Origin of the sequence: Paenibacillus sp. 2RAB27, assembly GCF_052115445.1 — a bacterium.
Taxonomy (GTDB): Bacteria; Bacillota; Bacilli; order Paenibacillales; family NBRC-103111; genus Paenibacillus_E.
The window spans coordinates 113,076-130,609 of the sequence record NZ_JBFRGR010000011.1 but is presented as its reverse complement, the minus strand read 5'-3'; the positions used below and the strand labels follow the sequence as shown (position 1 = coordinate 130,609).

Annotated in this window: 14 protein-coding genes; 3 read left to right on the top strand and 11 right to left on the bottom strand. The window is 43.7% G+C overall.

Going from position 1 to position 17,534, the window contains the following annotated elements:
- Positions 1-88 precede the first annotated feature (88 nt).
- Complete coding sequence (locus AB4114_RS17320; protein WP_441989572.1) at positions 89-952, top strand: AraC family transcriptional regulator; 864 nt, start codon at positions 89-91, stop codon at positions 950-952.
- Positions 953-1,072: 120 nt separating this feature from the next.
- Here AB4114_RS17320 and AB4114_RS17315 read toward each other — a convergent pair whose 3' ends face one another.
- The 6 genes from AB4114_RS17315 to AB4114_RS17290 all read right to left on the bottom strand — a co-directional run bounded on the left by AB4114_RS17315 (position 1,073) and on the right by AB4114_RS17290 (position 7,953).
- Positions 1,073-2,077: an asparaginase gene (locus AB4114_RS17315; RefSeq protein WP_441989571.1), complete on the bottom strand. Its 1,005-nt coding sequence runs from the start codon at positions 2,075-2,077 to the stop codon at positions 1,073-1,075.
- Between the two features lie 18 nt (positions 2,078-2,095).
- Entirely contained in the window at positions 2,096-2,968 is an 873-nt protein-coding gene (locus tag AB4114_RS17310; protein WP_441989570.1) for a sugar phosphate isomerase/epimerase family protein, read from the bottom strand.
- Positions 2,969-2,988: 20 nt separating this feature from the next.
- Entirely contained in the window at positions 2,989-4,263 is a 1,275-nt protein-coding gene (locus AB4114_RS17305) for an alpha-L-fucosidase (RefSeq protein WP_441989569.1), read from the bottom strand.
- A gap of 35 nt (positions 4,264-4,298) precedes the next feature.
- Positions 4,299-6,002: an ABC transporter substrate-binding protein gene (locus AB4114_RS17300; protein ID WP_441989568.1), complete on the bottom strand. Its 1,704-nt coding sequence runs from the start codon at positions 6,000-6,002 to the stop codon at positions 4,299-4,301.
- Between the two features lie 97 nt (positions 6,003-6,099).
- A complete protein-coding gene (locus AB4114_RS17295) occupies positions 6,100-7,035 on the bottom strand; it encodes a carbohydrate ABC transporter permease (RefSeq protein ID WP_441989567.1) in 936 nt (311 codons plus the stop codon).
- A gap of 12 nt (positions 7,036-7,047) precedes the next feature.
- Positions 7,048-7,953, bottom strand: coding sequence for an ABC transporter permease (locus AB4114_RS17290; protein ID WP_441989566.1), 906 nt, complete (start codon positions 7,951-7,953; stop codon positions 7,048-7,050).
- A gap of 133 nt (positions 7,954-8,086) precedes the next feature.
- Between AB4114_RS17290 and AB4114_RS17285 the strand changes: the two genes are divergently transcribed.
- Positions 8,087-9,865 carry a histidine kinase gene (locus AB4114_RS17285; protein WP_441989565.1) on the top strand — a complete coding sequence of 593 codons (1,779 nt, stop codon included), beginning with the start codon at positions 8,087-8,089 and terminating at the stop codon, positions 9,863-9,865.
- On the top strand, positions 9,862-11,376 hold the full coding sequence (locus tag AB4114_RS17280) for a response regulator transcription factor (RefSeq protein ID WP_441989564.1): 1,515 nt from the start codon (positions 9,862-9,864) through the stop codon (positions 11,374-11,376). Before AB4114_RS17285 ends, AB4114_RS17280 begins: the two co-directional genes overlap by 4 nt.
- A 57-nt stretch (positions 11,377-11,433) precedes the next feature.
- Here AB4114_RS17280 and AB4114_RS17275 read toward each other — a convergent pair whose 3' ends face one another.
- The 5 genes from AB4114_RS17275 to AB4114_RS17255 form a co-directional block, all read right to left on the bottom strand.
- Positions 11,434-13,011: a glycoside hydrolase family 43 protein gene (locus tag AB4114_RS17275; protein ID WP_441989563.1), complete on the bottom strand. Its 1,578-nt coding sequence runs from the start codon at positions 13,009-13,011 to the stop codon at positions 11,434-11,436.
- A gap of 28 nt (positions 13,012-13,039) precedes the next feature.
- Positions 13,040-14,215, bottom strand: coding sequence for a glycoside hydrolase family 88 protein (locus AB4114_RS17270; RefSeq protein WP_441989562.1), 1,176 nt, complete (start codon positions 14,213-14,215; stop codon positions 13,040-13,042).
- A 6-nt stretch (positions 14,216-14,221) separates the two neighbouring features.
- Entirely contained in the window at positions 14,222-15,058 is an 837-nt protein-coding gene (locus AB4114_RS17265) for a carbohydrate ABC transporter permease (RefSeq protein ID WP_441989561.1), read from the bottom strand.
- 1 nt (position 15,059) lies between these two features.
- On the bottom strand, positions 15,060-15,965 hold the full coding sequence (locus AB4114_RS17260; RefSeq protein ID WP_441989560.1) for a carbohydrate ABC transporter permease: 906 nt from the start codon (positions 15,963-15,965) through the stop codon (positions 15,060-15,062).
- 75 nt (positions 15,966-16,040) lie between these two features.
- A complete protein-coding gene (locus tag AB4114_RS17255; protein WP_441989559.1) occupies positions 16,041-17,384 on the bottom strand; it encodes an ABC transporter substrate-binding protein in 1,344 nt (447 codons plus the stop codon).
- Positions 17,385-17,534: the final 150 nt, after the last annotated feature.

Genomic DNA, 17,534 nt, shown 5'->3' with positions numbered 1-17,534 from the left:
TACTTATCAAAATTATGAAAAATATCTCATTTTTTAAGGTTTTAGATTATGATAGCAATATCCGATTCTTATTTAAGGGCGTGATTACATGATTCCTTTTAACTTACCTGGAGACCCCGAACTGCACAATTCCTTTCCTTATACATTTAAAATTCACAAGCTAACCGCTGATATCCCGCCACATACACATAATTTCCTTGAATACACCTATTGCTTCTACGGCAGTGGAACAGAAATTATCAATGGGATTGAGCGACCTATTAAGCCGGGTACGTTCACCCTCTTACTTCCGCATCAGGTGCATCAAATCAGAATAACGCGAGGTCAAGAGCTGCATCTCTATATTGGGGCCATTGGACTGCAAGCCATATATGGTTCCGATGATGTTGCTGCCTCTTTCAGCGACATCCTACTTCGTGCGGGTACGGAAGGAGATCCTTCCTACCAATTGGAGAATGAACTTTCCAGGCAGCTTCTTCCTATATTCGAGAGGATGCATCAGGAAATCCTTAGCAGTAAACCCTTGAGTCAGCTCATGTTCAAGACAAAATTAACCGAAGCCTTGATCTTATTGGAGCGCAGCTGTTTTACGAAGAGAGACAACGATACCTATAAACCGCCTAATAAAAAGGGGAAAATGTGGGAGATCATTCTCTATGTCTACCAACATTTCCGCGATGATATTAAGCTGGAAACGTTGGCAGAGCGCTTCTATTTAAGCGTTCCGCATATCAGCACTTCATTCAAATCTAGCATCGGAGAAAATTTTCATATTTTCCTAGAGAAAATAAGAATATCGCACGCATGCAGCCTGCTCATTTCCGGCAATGAGCCCGTCACCTCCGTCTGCTTCGAAGTAGGCTTTACATCCTATGCCACCTTTTCACGCGTATTTAAAGAGCGGCTTAACATGACTCCATCAGCTTATAGGAAGCTTAATAGTGGTTCGTAGATTAAGAATTATTAAAGAAGTATTAAAAAAAGAATAACCCCATACTAATGCGGACACATACCAAAAACCTGCTGATAATGCTTATCAGCAGGTCCTGCACACTTTTCATTTCTATTCCTTTTATTCCAGTTGAAATCCGATTCGATACTGACCAACTACAGCCCCTAAGCTATTGCGAATTTCATCTGGACACAACTTACGGAGACGCGCAATTGTAGTCTCATCCTGGTATCCGATTTGAGTAAGAATGTTGGCCACGACATACGCCCACTTATCTTCACTTCCATCTGCAACCTTTAAAGCAAAAGCCAATCTCTCTCGTTTCAGAGCAAAACAGTAGATGCCTTTGGCTCCGCCTTTCGCAACAATATTAGCATCATTCAACAACGCTGGACAGATGAGCCCTGTTCCGGATACCCAATCCGGACAGCCATTCATGGCTGCGGTCAAGTCGCGCACAGCAGCGGAAGTGGCCACATCCTCAATCAGCTCGGGATGTGCGAGCTTCAGAAACGCTTGCGCCGCATGGTACAAGGGCATCGCATAGACAGGAAGTCCGCAGCCGTCTATACCAAGCTGTATGCGATCCCCCTGGAGGCCCGCCATATCACCTATGATCGCTCGCAGCTCCTGCTGCAGCGGATGGTCATCCTTTTCATATCCATGAAGCGCGTATTCTTCTGCCTGACATACGGCAAGCATGCCAATGTGCTTCCCTGAACAGTTATGATAGAGCTTCCTCTCCAGATGACCATCATGAAGCATTCGATAATGGCTTGCCGTATGCAAGGGAAAGGATGCCCCGCAAACCAATAGCCCTTCATGTAAACCAAGCTTAACAAGCAACTTTTCTAACGTATTCACATGAAACGACTGACCTCGATGCGAAGCTGTCAGAATAGCCTGTTCCTCCAAGGTTAGATCATATTTCAAATGAAGCTGTCTACGAAAAAAGGGAATCGCCTGGAAAGGCTTTGCCGCCGATCGTAAATACGTGACATGATGGGGATCGCCTACCTGATATCGGATATTACCTTGCAGGTCGATCCCAACCACATGTCCCCAACATTCGCATTCCACTAATTGTCCACGCCATTCTTCCACAAGCAATGCTGCCTTCGTCATCCGTAGCTTCGTACCTCCCTACGCCTCATGCCACAACCGCCTTGCATTGTCCATCGCGATCTTCGAAGCTGCCCTGCATTCCTCCATACCTTCAAATTCAATGGTAAGATAACCGTTGTATCCCGAATCCTTAATGAGCTTCATGATTCGCCGCATGTCGATATCTCCTTGACCGACGATCGCGCCTCTTAGATAGTTGCCATTCGCGGTTGTAAACCAAGCGCCTTCGCCGGGATGCTCATCGTACGGTCTGAAATAAAAATCCTTCACATGGATCAGTGAAGCATAGGGCAAATTTTTACGTACACCAATAAGCGGCTGCTCATCGACACACATGAAATTGCCGATATCCAGTGTCGTCTTAAAGTTAGGGCGATTAACCTCCGTTAAAACGCGCTGTACACGATCACTTGCCTGTACGCTGAAGCCGTGGTTTTCAATGGTCGTGGTGATCCCGTACTGCGCCGCATAATCAGCAATGAGACGACTTCCTCTTACCATCGCGTGTAAATTCGCTTCGAACCATTGAATCGTCATCTTGTCAGTCGGTAAGGCAAAAGCTGTTACATCATGCCGTATATGTGTCATACCTAGCCTATTCACCAAATCAACATGCTGCTTGACTCGTACGATCTCCGCTTCGAAAGCTTCTTCCGTCTCCTGGACGAAGTTGGCCGGCATCGAATAATTGGATAGTTCGATGCCAACTTCCTTAGCTTTAGATCGGACTGCGGCTGCTAGTTCAGGCTGGTCAATTAGTGTAAAACCGTAGGGGACGATTTCCATATGTTCGCCGCCATGATCTGAAATCCACTGAATAACGTCTAGGACTGTCATTTCCCCTGTTTTTAATGCACCCAGTAAGCTATATGTGCTAAGACCGATTTTCAACGCTTATTCACCTCTGCCACTTATTCGATTTCCAGCGCGATCACTGTATCCATATCATCTGGTAGTTCGGCGCCGGTCAAATGAATGAATGCCCCGCTTTCAGTATCCGAATAATGTTCTGCCATCCATGGTGTAGAAACCTTCAGTTCTGAGCCGTCTGCGAGGAGCCTCGCCTTCTTGATTTTCCCCTTAAGCCCCTGGAAATAAATAGGTCCGATGCCTCGATCAAATACATGGGCATATAACATATTCCCGTTCTGTGTATAGCGTCCCCATTCAGGCTTTGGTAGCGAGGAAKCTCCGCAGCCATAAATGCTTTCGCCATTACGCCGCATCCATTCACCAACCGAGGTCAAAATTCGAGTGGACTCCGTTGGAATTTCTCCTCTTGCATCTGGTCCGACATTTAGAAGCATATTGCCATTCTTACTGATGCATTCGACTAAAGCTCGAACGACCTGTTTCGGTGATTTGTAGGCATAATCCTTCGCATGATAGCCCCAATTGTCGTTGAGAGTAATACAGGCCTCCCATGGTACATTTAATCCGTTTTCGTCAACAATCCCGCCGGGAGGAACGATTTGCTCAGGAGAATAGAAGTCTCCGGCGTATACTTCCGGTTCTGACTTTTTAATATCTCCACCAAGCCGATTGTCAATAATAATGTCTGGTTGCAGCGAGCGAATCAGGTTAACCAGCTCCGTTGCCCTCCACTTCTCACCTGTCATATCATCGTAGGAGAAATCGAACCACATGATATCTATTTTTCCATAATTTGTAAGTAATTCTTTCACTTGTGCATGCAAATAATCCACATAACGCTCGAATTGGATGGATCGGTTTGCATAAGCTTCATTGTCTCTCATCGGATGAATGCGATCCCCATAGGCCGGATAATCATCGTGATGCCAATCAATCAGTGAATAATAAAAGCCAACCTTCAATCCTTCATCGCGAAAGGCTTCTACATATTCCTTGATCAAATCTCGCTGCGCAGGTGTGTTCGTCGCTTTATAGTCCGTAAACTCGCTGTCAAATAAACAGAAGCCATCATGATGCTTCGTCGTTAGGACAGCGTATTGCTGTCCCGCCGCTTTCGCTGCCTTAGCCCAAGCCCGCGGGTCATAGCGGTCCGGTCGAAACTCTCGGAAGTACGGTTCGTACGCCTMATTACTCAGTTTCTCGACACTTCGGACCCACTCCCCCCTAGCAGGGATTGCATACAATCCCCAGTGAATAAACATGCCGAACCTTGCTTCCCGGAACCAATCTGTTCGCTCCCAACGCTTGTTCATGTTTTCCCTCCATTTTCGCGAATCGTTTCCTGCCATCACTTTTTATACACTTTATCGTAAGCATCCTGATAGATTTTGATGAATTGATCCATGCCGGAATCTTTAAGACCTTTCACATAAGCATCCCAATCTTTGTCAATGCTTTTGGCTCCCATGATGAACTGCAGCATAGACTGTTTAACGTAATCCGTAATAATCGGCTTCAATTGCTTCACTTGATTAGCCTGATCGTTCGTTAAGAAAATATCCGTCGGAAACTCTTCTTTCGGTTGGTGTCCCTCATACAATTCTTTGGTAGCCTTGTACAGACGGGTTTCCAAACCATCCATCGTATAGATGTCTTGGCTCGCTGCATAGGCAGTTTCTCGATATTCAGAGGAACGAAGTCCTGGTCCCATTTGATTCCAATGGTCGTTCTGCACCTGACCTACACCATAGGTCGTTTCTTTCACCTTGAACTTAGCAGCGGTTCCGCGTGTGTTCTTATCATTCGGATCCGCTTTCACCCAGTTGCGGCCTTCTTCCCCGAAGTTGGACAATGTCGTGCCCTCATCCGAGTAGAGATAATCGGCTAGACGAATTGCGGCTTCCGGATTTTTATTTTTATTCGTCACGGCAAACACCGAGTTTCCAATGCCAATGTAGTGAGCCGCGAACGACGCTCCATCTGGACCCGTAAGTGGCGCAATCGGATCATAGTCTTTGTGGCGCGTTGCCGTTGGCGAGGCATCTGTGAATTCGCCGAACCAGCCTGCAGGAATCGCACCAGCTATCGCAACACCAGGACTATTCCCTTTTTGGGAAAGAGCATCCGATTTCTGAGTAAAGGCTTCCTTATCAATCAAACCTTCCGCATACAGTTTGTTTAAGAATTGCAGACCTTTTTTGAACCCTGGTTGGTCGACTGAGGTTGCCAGCTTGCCGCCGTTCATCATGAAATAATTGTTGTCCGCATTGAAATATACGAACGCATTCATGACGAATGACTCAATATCCGTATGCCAACCCGTTGGTGAGCCCGTGAATGCAATTTCGTCTGCTTTGCCATTCCCATTCGGATCCTTTTCCTTAAATGCTTTTAACATGTTATAGAAATCGTCGGTCGTCTTCGGTGCGCTAAGGCCCAGTTTTTGCAACCATTTCGTATTCACCCACATTTTGGCAGAAAACTGACAGTGGTAGCACTCATTCACGGAAGGTATCGCATAAATGTTGCCGTCCGGCGCTGTAATCGCCTTCTGTAAGTACGGAATATCTGTGAACGCTTTCTTAATATTCGGCGCGTATTGATCAATCAACTTGTTTAATGGGAGAAGGACGCCTTGTTGACCATACAACAGCTGCTCCTCTTTCGTTAAATTACCTTGCATGAAAATATCGGGATAGTCGCCACTTGCTAGCAGTAACTGCTTTTTCTCATTCAATGCCGCTGTTTCTCCCGGCACTAGCTGCCAGTTCAAATGAATATTCGTCTTACCTTCCAAATATTTGGTGAACCAATTCGTATTCAAATCGGCAATATTCGCAGATTGCGGCGCGAAAGCACTCATTGTAATTTTATTTTTGGCAATCGGAAAGCCAGTTGCATTAACGCCTTTTCCGCCATCGGAGCTTGCAGCCCCTGTTGGACTAGCGCTACCTTGTGGATCATCATTGGACGTGCAGCCCACTACAGGCAACGTTATAAATAAAATCAGGACCGCCGATAACCAAGTTTTTCTGGTTCCTTTATTTACCATGCGTAAACCCTCCTTGTTATTCATAGCTATTCAATTTCCATGTGGACACAGCCTTAACAAGCTTCCGGGCATCCCTCCCCTCATTGTGTACCTAGTTTCAACCTTTCAGTGAACCAATCAAAAGCCCTTTCACAAAATGCCTTTGTACAAACGGATATAACATGAGAACAGGGGCGCTCGCCACGACGATCAGTGAATATTTAAGAAGTTCTTTTAACCCTTGCCGATCCGCAAGTTCTTTGACATCCTTAATCATCGTTGGATCAATAGAGTTCAAGATCAGTATATTTCGTAAAATAAGCTGCAACGGATACAATTTAGCCGATTTCAAGAAAATCAACGCTTCAAAATAAGAGTTCCAATAGCCAATGGCATACATTAGCACGAGAACGGCAATGATCGGTTTGGACAACGGGATGACAATGCGGAGTAGAAACTTAAAATCGCTGCATCCATCTAAATGTGCGGCCTCCGTTAATTCCGAAGGAATTGAGGTTTGAAAAAACGTCCTTGCAAGAATAACCTGCCATACCGAAATGGCACCTGGAATAATCATTGCCCATCTCGTGTCGAGCAACCCCATTCCTTTAACAGTTAAATAATAGGGAATCAAGCCCCCGTTGAACAGCATTGTAAAAATAAACAGTGCGGTGATGACGTTGCGTCCATAAAAATTTTTGCGCGAAAGCGGGTAAGCCGCTGTTATCGTCAACGTCACGCTAAGCAGTGTCCCAAAGAATAGATAGAACAAAGAATTCCCATAGCCCGTCAGGATTTGCGGATTCTGAAATACGGCTTTGTACCCTCGAAGGGTTGGCTCAACAGGGAACAACCACACCTTGCCTGAGATCACAGCTGACGAGGAGCTGAATGATGAACTAACGATATAAATGAGCGGGTAGGCCACAATGATTAAGCAAATAATCAGAAACACATAGACAAAGAACAAATACATTCTGTCGACACTATTTTCAAGAATGCGTGTAGGTGCCTTACTCGCTTTGAGCAGCACGGTTTGCTCGGAATTCACCATCTCATTTACCTCCTACCACAAGCTTGTCTCCGAATTTTTCCTTGCCACATAGTTGACCACAATGAGCAGTAATAAATTGACAACCGAATTAAAAAGTCCAACAGCTGCAGAGAAACTGAAGTTCGCTCCGACCAAGCCCATTTTGTAAACATACGTAGATATGACCTCCGACGCTCCAACATTAATCGCATTTTGCATCAGGTACACCTTTTCGAATCCAACGTTCATAATTTGACCAGCATTCAGAATAAGTAAGATAACCGCCGTCGGCATGAGGCTCGGCAAGTCGATATTTATCATCCGTTGAAACCGTGATGCACCGTCTACTTTCGCCGCCTCATACAAATGAGKGTCTACCCCTGCCAGAGCGGCAATGTAAATGACCGAGGCATAACCTGTAAACTGCCAGACATCGGAAAGTACATAAACAGTTTTGAAATAAGCCGGCTTAGACATGATATTTTCCGCTGGAAATCCAAACTTATCCGCTAAGAGGTGAACGAAGCCAAGTTGTGGAGAAAGGAACAGCATAATGATCGAAACCATGATAACCGTAGAAATGAAGTAAGGCGCGAAGGTGACTAGTTGTACGGTTCTTTTAAAAATGCCATTTTTCAGTTCATTCAACGCCAAAGCAAGTATGATTGGTGCCGGAAAGCCGACAAGGAGAGAGTAAAGGCTGAGCAGCGCTGTATTTTTGATCACCCTCCAAAAAATGGGCAGATGGAAAAAGTCCACAAAATGCTTGAAACCGATCCAATCACTTCCCCATATTCCTTTCGTGACCATAAAGTTTTTAAACGCGATTTGTACGCCGACCATCGGTATGTATTTAAAAATGATCAAATAAACAAGTGACGGCAGAATAATCAGATAGAGTTGCCAGTTTTTCTTTACCATTTTAAGTGCTATACTCATGGTACTCCTCCTCGATGCAATGACGATTCACTTTGTATTAAGCGCTTACAAATCCAATAATAACGGAGTACAGCTCATAATTATAGTGATCATTTTTAAGCAGGTAGTGTCCGTTTATAAGGTGGTGTGCTCCGTGAAACTGAAGCCTGCTTTCAGTTATCAGAATTTGTCGATTGTTAAAAAAATGGCAATAGGCTACATCTTTATCATCTTCATTCCGATTATTTCATTCGGCCTGTTTCTTTATAATCAGAACTACAATAGCTTTCTCGAAGAATATGCGCAAGGCAGACAAAAAATTGTGAATCAAGTTCTTAATAACGTCAATTTAAGTACGGTACAGATCGAATCTGCGTATCAGTTATTCCAAAACAATTCGAACACGATTGCCTATTTAAGTGGGAACTACCGGAGCGATTTTGAGCAAGTTTCCAATTTTTTGACCTATATCAGACCCTTGTTTTCGTATATTTTGTCATCTAATCAAATGATTGATGGAATGACCATCTACATGGAGCAGCAAAACGGTATGATTTTCAGACCCGAAATGGCAAGGATGGACGAGTTCAAGTTGGACGAGAGCATTAAGAAGCTTCCGCTAGGTATCGGTAAATGGATAACGTTTACGAATGGCTCCAATCCAGACATCAATCTTCATTATTTTCATAAAATTGGAAATCGGAATTTTGAGCAAGATATCGGACTTCTCGATATCAAGGTAACTTCTAATTTCATAAAACCTTTATTGGAATCGCTTAATTTAAACAGCAAAAGTAATTTTTATGTACTTGATCAAGATAATAAGGTCATTTCCCATATTCAAAAAATTCCCTTATCCAAAGATTCAGAGATGTCCTTATTGAACCAAGCCTTTCAACTTAATGCCAAATACGCGTATCACACGTTTAATGGTAATAAAATGCTGATTGAATCCTTTTATTCTGACAGCTTGAAACTGCAGTTTGTGATGATGGAGCAAGTAGACACCGTCTTTATTGGGATCAAAAAAAACAAGTATATTCTCGTAGTGATTGTCGCTCTCCTGTTACTACTTCTCTCCGGCATCTACTATCTGATCGCCAGTTCGATAACGAAACGCATTCTGAAGCTTTCCAAGCATATGCGGCAAGTTGACGAAAACCATTTCCCTATCTATCGCGGGGAAATTAATAAAGACGAAGTCGGACATCTGACTTCCTCTTATAATGCGATGATCAGGCGCATGGATGAGTTGGTTAATACCGTCCATCGTTCGGAAATGCTGCGAAAGGAATCGGCCTATCTCATGATGCAGGCACAAATCAAGCCTCATTTTCTATACAATACACTCGAATCGATTCGCATGATCGCAGAAGCCAACGATGACCCCGAAGCAGCTGAGATGTCTTATACACTAGGTAAGCTTTTCCGCTACAGTCTATCTGGAACGAAAAATGAGACTTCGCTCCGAGAAGAAGTGGACAATGTCAAAGACTATATTAAAATTCAACAAATTAGATTAGCTGACCGTCTGAAAGTGACGTTTGAGATCGACGCGGCTATCGATAACTTCCAATGTCCCCACTATATGCTGCAGCCGATCATTGAAAATAGTATTGTTCACGGGATTGCGAATGTAAGAAAACAAGGATCACTTTCGATCCGGATTTGGGAAGATTCTGCGTTCATGTTCATTAGCGTTGTTGATACGGGTATTGGGATTGAGGAAGAACGGCTTGTACTCCTCCAAGGCGTGTTAAACGGCACCATGGATGTCCATCGTTTGCAGAAAAGTGGCGGAGGTCTCGGGATTATGAATGTAAACGAACGAGTGAAAATGTTTTTTGGCGAACGTTCCGGTATTCAACTGGAGAGTAAGTTTCATGAAGGGACGACATGTATACTCAAGTTAGCTAAGGGGGCAACACCATGAAGCTGATGGTAGTCGATGATGAACCTATCATCTTAAATGGTATTATCCGTATGATTGAGAAAGCGCATACACCTTTTATCGAGATCATCGGCGCTGCTGACGGCATTGATGCCATGCATAAACTAGCGACTTTTCAACCTGATTTGATCCTTACAGATATTCATATGCCTGAAATGGATGGACTCACTCTGATAAAGGAAATACAATCTTTGAACCTTTGCAGCCGGTTTGTTATCTTAACTGGCTATGACGATTTTGCTTATGCCAGACAAGCACTTCGCTACCAAGTCATCGACTATTTGTTGAAACCGATTAACAAGGAAGAACTCATCAACGTTCTAGATCGAATCGGGAGTAGCATTCAGGATGAACAAAAGCAAATCAGCGAGTATGACCTACTTCTGCTCAAAGAACATATCCTATTCGATACGCAGTTTGATGATTTGCCGTTTAAACCTGAACAGTTGCAATCCCTGTTTCCCCATCCTTATACGACGATAATCGTGATCCAAACAATCAATCATATACCGCTTTTGACAACCGAAAGCCTCTCAGGTATGGGTACAGCACATATTTTCCAGAAATTGTACACATTCCAATCTCGCTTCTTGCAGCAAATTATCATAATTACGAATAGTGTGCATGTCCCAACAAATGAAGATTTACAGCTTGCATGTGGCGAGTTGTTCGGTACCGAGAGAAAGCAAGGCAGCGGAATTTGCATTGGGGTTAGCATACGGAAGAATGATAATGAGCGTATACGTGATCTGTATATTGAGGCTATGGCTGCGATGTTATTCAATCGATATTTTTCCTCGAGCACCATAACCATCTATAAACCGGAGTCGGAATACATACACCAAAACTTTGATAAACTTGTACAATACATTGAACGTTCAATTGACGAACAGCTTTCAATAGAGCAGATCGAGAAGGATGTACAATCCATACTTCCTCATTTCCCAGGCAATACAGTAAGTACTAACAAGCTTCGCAAGCAGATTCTTATCTGTATTAGTGTTTACTTGCAAAGTGTTGGCCTAACACCTGAAGCCATCTGGGGTGAACATGCAGCATCTATGCTTTTTTCTTCGAACAACACGTCACATGCAGATATCCATATCTCGGAGATCATTGCGCAGCTCATTCAATATATTCGCACCTCCAACCACCACCAGCCGAACATTCATACAATTGATAAAATCGTCGCTTTCGTGGAACAAAATTACAAGATGGATTTATCGCTCGATGCGGTTGCCGATCATGTGCAAATGCACCCTAATTACATCAGTATGTTGTTCCGGAAAGAGATGGGACTGACCTTCCTTCACTACTTGCATACCTTTCGACTTACCAAAGCGAAACAAATTATGCAAGATAATCCAGAATTGCCGATCAACACGATTGCAGAGCAAGTTGGTTACGAAAATCCACGGCATTTTTTCAAAGTATTTAAAAAATTCGAGAACATTACGCCTGGACAATTCAGGCTTGAAAATCCCTCTTTTTGAAGTTCCATACAACGAAAAAAGCCAGAAACTCTAAGGTTACTGGCTTTTAACGTGAAACTAGGAATCCAATTCCTCATAATCAAAGAAGTCAAAGTCTGCATGCAGTAGAGTACCACGTAAATCCTGTGCGCAAAGCCCAACGAAAGCGCCAGTAAAAGATAATTTACGCTGGTAGCTGTCAGCAAGATTGCCGGCGTACAACGTCGGACCAATAGGTTGCCACGACTGACCGTCTAAACGATAAGAGAATTGAATCTTATCAAAATTCATCGCTGCTTTGAGATAAACGTGCTCCCCTTGAGGAATCGGCACATAAGCATCCAGTTCATCATATTGACCCTGATCGCTTACGATAATTGCCAAATGTTTGCCAAACTGTTCATCATGGGAAATGCGCAAATAGTAATGATCGGATTCATCATAATAAAGAACCAGACCCGCCATTTGTGTAAAAGCTTCAGGCTCATACGCTACGCATGTCACCATTTCACATTGGAAGCTTTGAATTCTTCTTGCCACGAGGCTTTGGTTATGCAAGGAGGTTAGCGACTCTCTTCCCTTCAGTCGTAAGAAGCCCGGGCGCTCCGTTAAGCTTAGCCATGACTCGTCAGCCGGGACGCGCAATGTGTGCCAATGCACACTGAGCTTCGTTGCGTCAAAATCATCGCGAATCGGGTCCGATGCAAACGGATGCGGCGTAAGCTCTGTCTCAGGAATATGCAGCTGTGGCTGCTTTCCGCCTGCGGCCAGCCGAAGCCATCCATCTGGCGTCCACGCGACTTTTTGCAACGACGTTTCTCGCCCTAATGGACTGAGCTTGTTGCCGTCTTGAAGAGGACGCGAACAAATGAATACCATGTACCAGTCACCCAACTGCGTTTCCACCAAAGAACCGTGACCCGCATTCTGTAATGGATGCTCGGGGGTATTCATTGTAGTAATAATCGGGTAGTCCGGATCAACTTCATAAGGACCGTCTATGGAAGTCGCTCGCATGAGAGTTGCGGCGTGCATCGGCCCCGTTCCCCCTTCAGCCACTAGCAAATAGTAGTAGCCATCCTTTATGTACACCATCGGCCCTTCCGTAACACCCAAATCTGTCCCTTGAGTAATCAGCTTAATCTCGCCAATCAGTTTGCCTTCAGCCGGACAGAATTCCTGCATGATGATACCGGCGAATCTACTTTTGTTTTTACGAAAATCCCATTGCATATTAAACAGATACTTGCGACCATCCGTGTCGTGGAACAAAAAGTGATCGAAACCGCTGGAGTTCAGATAGATCGGTTCAGACCAAGGTCCTTCAATCGAGGGTGCCGTCACGATATAATTGTGCAGATCTTTATAAACGCCTTTTCGACCAACCACATTCGTAAAGCACAAGTAAAACGTACCCTCGTAGTAGCTTAAGGAAGGTGCCCAAATACCACCCGAACTTGGCACCCCGCGCAGATCAAGCTGGCTCACCCGATCCAACGGGCGCGTTAAGGGTCTCCAGTTCATCAAATCTTTGGAATGATGAATGAGAACGCCAGGGAACCATTCAAACGTAGATGTGGCGATATAGTAATCATCCTCAACCCGAATGATCGATGCATCCGGATTGAAGCCGCGTAGAATCGGATTTTGAATCATGCGATAGTACTCCCTTCATTTTAACACTTTACCAGAGATACAAATCGTTCCCTTTAAGCTTGAAAATCGCTTCCATGAAATAGTAATCCCCATAAATAATTGCGTGATGATGGTTTGCCGTATGATAGGAACCTGAACCGTATTGAACAAGACTATCACTACCCTTTGTCCAATCGATTCGTGGATCTAGGGATTTAAGCAGCTTCAACGCAGCCCCCAGATACAGATCCTTTTCGTGCTCACCCACTACTTTAGCAATTTCGAGTAGACCGCACGCCGCAATAGCCGCAGCTGTATCATCTTCACGCTTCGGTTCTTTCGGCTGACGGAAATCAACCGGAATCACACCATCAGCAGGAATGTTTGCGATAAAATAGTTCGCAATCCGTTTCGCGGTTTGCAGATATTCATCCTTTTGCGTATGAATATAGCTCATCATATATCCATACAGTGCCCAAGTTTGTCCTCTTGTCCAAGAGGAACCTTCCTCATATCCTTGACCGCCATACGTCCTTACCACTCCGCCTTCAAAAGGATCGAATTCCACGATATGATTCACAGAACCATCCGGGCGAACGAATGCTGTCATCCCCGTATCGGCATGCTTCATCGCGATTTGCTTAAACCGTGGATCACCTGTTTCTTCTGAAGCCCAGTACAACAACGGAATATTGAACATGCAGTCGATAATGGCCCAACCTCTTGTATCGGAGCCCTCTAAATCATTCCAAGCGCGGATGAAACCGCCTGCCAAATTAAAACGACCTGCAAGAAGATTAGCTGCGTGCAGCGCTCTTTTGCGCGATTCTTGATTCTGCGTCACTTTATAGTTCGCAACACTGGTTGGCAGCCACATGAATCCAACATCATGATGCAAGCCATAAAATTCATCAAAACAACGATCTAATTCTTTTTCGGAAAATTCCGCGATTTCTTTATATTTCTCGTTACCGGTTTCATGATACATCAACCACATCATGCCGCCCCAGAAACCATTCGTCCACCAATTAATCTCATCCGTGACAGTGCCTGTTGGATTATCTACAATACGATTATCATGTGTTCCATTAATGGTTGTGAACGGAATTTTGAGTCTGGACTTCTCGCTGACCCAGCCCATTTTTGTTGTAATTTTATCAATGACTTCGTTCAACCATGCTTGATCTTGGCCTGTAAACATGTGTTTCTGCCCACTTTCCTTCATTTAATATCAACCCTTTGTCGCTCCTGCTGCGACTCCTTTGATGAAATACTTTTGCAAGGCGATAAATGCAATTAGAACAGGCACGATCGACATGGCCGTACCCGCAAATACCATATCCCACCGGGAAGCATACTCACCTACAAAACCAAATATCTCAACAATCATGGTTTTGGGCTTATCCGATGGAAGAACTAGACTTGGCATTAAGAAATCATTCCAAATACCGAGCCCTTGAAGCACTACCATACTAGCTGTACATGGTCCTAACAGAGGGAATACAATGCGCCAAAATATCCCGTATTTGGAACAGCCGTCGATCTCTGCTGCTTCTTCAATCTCACGAGGAATTCCTTTTAAGAAACTGGTGTATAACAGACATCCGAAACCAACTGAACCAGATATATAGATGAGAATAGGGGACCCCATACTTCCATATAGACMTAGTAATTTCATCTCCTTAAACAAAGGAATCATGTACACTTGGAAAGGAATCATCATACCCGCTAAAAAGTAAACATAAACAAGATAAGTCCACATCTTATTCGCTCTCTCGATCGCATATGCTGCCATTGGGATGATACCAATCATCCCGATTATGGAAAAAAAAGTTAATAGAATACTATTCAACATGGCACGAGGAAAATCAGTCTTTGTTAATAAATACTTAAAGCTCTCTACGTAGATGCTGGTTGGAAATGCGATCGCGTCCCGCAATATCTCGCCATTGCTTTTGAACGCTGAGATCAGTGTAAAATAAATAGGAAAAAAGAAAATGACTGCGATGATGAACGTTACTGCAAAGAGGAGCACATCTAAGCCTTTTATTTTTTTGTCTGCTTGCATGTTACATCTGAACCTCCCTATTGCGAAGTACTTTAATTTGAATAACCGATACAATAAGGATCAGTATGAATAGAACAAGTGAAAGTGCCGTTCCGTAACCCTGTCTCAGTTCACCAAAGCCTACTTTATAAATGATGTAAGTCAATGTCTCTGTCGAGAATCCAGGACCACCATCGGTCATAACGGCAATTTGATCAAATATTTTCAAAGATCCAATCATCGATAACATCATACAAACCGTAAAGGCACCTGCAAGAAGTGGGAACGTGATATGTCTAAATTGCTGCCAGCGGTTTGCACCATCAATGCCTGCCGCTTCCGTTAACTCAGACGGGATCCCTTGCAGACCAGCTAAATAGATGATCATATAGTAGCCAGATGCCTTCCAAATCGTAAATATGATGATAGAAATGAGTGCATAATCTGGATTTCCAAGCCAATCAAGCTTTAGAGATGATAATTTTAACTTATCAAGAATTTGTGTAAGCACACCGAAGTTATAATTCAAAATAATGGTCCAAACGAAGCCCAACACGATACCACTAAGCAAAACTGGTAAATAGAACACGCTTCTAAATAGGTTTCGAAACCATTTCACTTGATCAACCAGCATGGCAAGTGCTAAAGCAACGACATTCTCTAAAACGACTAATACGAGGGAAAGAATGAGCGTATTTTTGAGCGCGTTATGTACGCGATCACTATGCCACATTTCCACAAAATTATCGAAACCGATGTAGCGGATCTCATTACTTATGCCATCCCAAGAGGTAAAACTTAAATACAAACTGCCGAAAGTAGGTACAATAACGAACATCGTGTATAAAATAAAAGCTGGTAACAAAAATAGTACCGTATAGGAAAGCCACGACTTCTTTTTCTTTACTTGTTGTATGGTGGTTGCCATTCTCTCACGCTCCRTTCGACTTAGAGAAGGAGAACCTCCGCTGTGGGCAGAGGTTCCTCCAACTGAAGCCGAGTTTTATTTTTTCATTGCTTTAATCGCAGCATCCCATTCCGCATCCGCTTTTTTCATATAATCTACGCTAAAGTCACCTTTAACTAACCAGTCTTGCGCCAGTTTGTAGAACCAGTTACGCCAAGTTGGCGGCATTTGGTCTTCACCCCAGAAACTATTAATTTGTAGCGTTTTAACGACTTTCGGATCTGCCATCATCGTAAGAACTTCTTGAAGCTGAGGACTTGCATCATACGTAATTTTCTCTTTGGTAGATGGAATTGCACTTGCAATTTTCAAATAGTTTGCATATTGATTTTTGCTGAAGAAGAATTTGATATACTCACTGATTGCAGCCGTTTTGTCAGGATCCTTGATGGCATTCGCTGAGAACGACCAACCGGAAGGCTGTGCAAGTCCGACAACATTAACGACACCTTTTTGATCAGGAACTGGGTACCAGCCGAAATCAAACTTCGGATCTGCTTGAGCGATCGTCGGGAACATCCAAGGTCCGGAATAAAGACTTGCTGCTTTACCCGTTACGAGCATCGATGCAGTTTGGTTATCTGCCGTACTCATAAATCCTTTGTCTACATAGCCCTTAGTGAAAAGTTCCGTAAACAATGTCATTGCTTTCATCGGACCTTCGTCTGTAAAGCTTGCTTTTCCTTGTGAACGCTTGGAATTCCAGTGAGGATCTTGCGCGAGCATTTCGTCCATAAAGAATTTATTGATCCAGAAGCCCCAGTGGAAAATATCTTTACCGCCAACAACGATTGGTGAAATACCTTTCGCTTTCAGCTTCTCTTGTGCGGCAATAAAATCAGCATACGTTTTTGGCTCTTCGGTGATACCCGCATCCGCATAAGCTTTTTTGCTATAAATAATACCTTGTGGCGCAGGCAAAGAAATCGGTGCATTGTAAACTTTGCCGTTTACTTGAGGTACAGTGTCGAACAAGCTTTGCAAATCTTTAGGTAATTCGGCAATTTTACCGCTATCTGCGAACAATTGGGTATCACGCATTTCAATTAAATCCGGGAACTCCCCAACAGCATCCTTCGTTTTGATGAAATCTAAATACGAAGCCGTTGTCGTCTCACTTAAATCTTTAATTTTGATATGAGGATTAGCTTTGGTAAACGCCGAAATGGAATCGGCAACCGCTTGTTTCGTTGCTGGATCGCCAGTCGCATAAATGACACTGAATGTAACATCCTTCTTCGGAGCCGCAGTTGCTGCTGCTGTGCCGGCCGGTGCTGCGCTTGATGTTGACGTTGTGGAATCATTGTTATTGCCGCAGCCTGCCACAATGAGTGCTAAAGCTGTCGATCCTAAGAGTACTTTGGAAAATGTTTTAACCATGTTGAAAGTAACCTCCCTTTAGTATGTAGCTTCTTGTGAACAACGCCAGCTTTGTTTGTACTTTCGACGCATCAGGTGTTGTTCTGTTCCTTGATTTAAGACTAACATACGCCCAAATCGTTTAGAATGAAGTTTTTTAAGCTCGTTATG

What these genes read in the sequence shown, in the direction of transcription:
- AB4114_RS17320 (WP_441989572.1), top strand. Translation starts at nt 89, where the DNA reads ATGATTCCTTTTAACTTACCTGGAGACCCCGAACTGCACAATTCCTTT.
- AB4114_RS17315 (WP_441989571.1), bottom strand. Translation starts at nt 2,077, where the DNA reads ATGACGAAGGCAGCATTGCTTGTGGAAGAATGGCGTGGACAATTAGTG.
- AB4114_RS17300 (WP_441989568.1), bottom strand. Translation starts at nt 6,002, where the DNA reads ATGGTAAATAAAGGAACCAGAAAAACTTGGTTATCGGCGGTCCTGATT.
- AB4114_RS17295 (WP_441989567.1), bottom strand. Translation starts at nt 7,035, where the DNA reads ATGGTGAATTCCGAGCAAACCGTGCTGCTCAAAGCGAGTAAGGCACCT.
- AB4114_RS17280 (WP_441989564.1), top strand. Translation starts at nt 9,862, where the DNA reads ATGAAGCTGATGGTAGTCGATGATGAACCTATCATCTTAAATGGTATT.
- AB4114_RS17275 (WP_441989563.1), bottom strand. Translation starts at nt 13,011, where the DNA reads ATGATTCAAAATCCGATTCTACGCGGCTTCAATCCGGATGCATCGATC.
- AB4114_RS17270 (WP_441989562.1), bottom strand. Translation starts at nt 14,215, where the DNA reads ATGAAGGAAAGTGGGCAGAAACACATGTTTACAGGCCAAGATCAAGCA.
- AB4114_RS17260 (WP_441989560.1), bottom strand. Translation starts at nt 15,965, where the DNA reads ATGGCAACCACCATACAACAAGTAAAGAAAAAGAAGTCGTGGCTTTCC.
- AB4114_RS17255 (WP_441989559.1), bottom strand. Translation starts at nt 17,384, where the DNA reads ATGGTTAAAACATTTTCCAAAGTACTCTTAGGATCGACAGCTTTAGCA.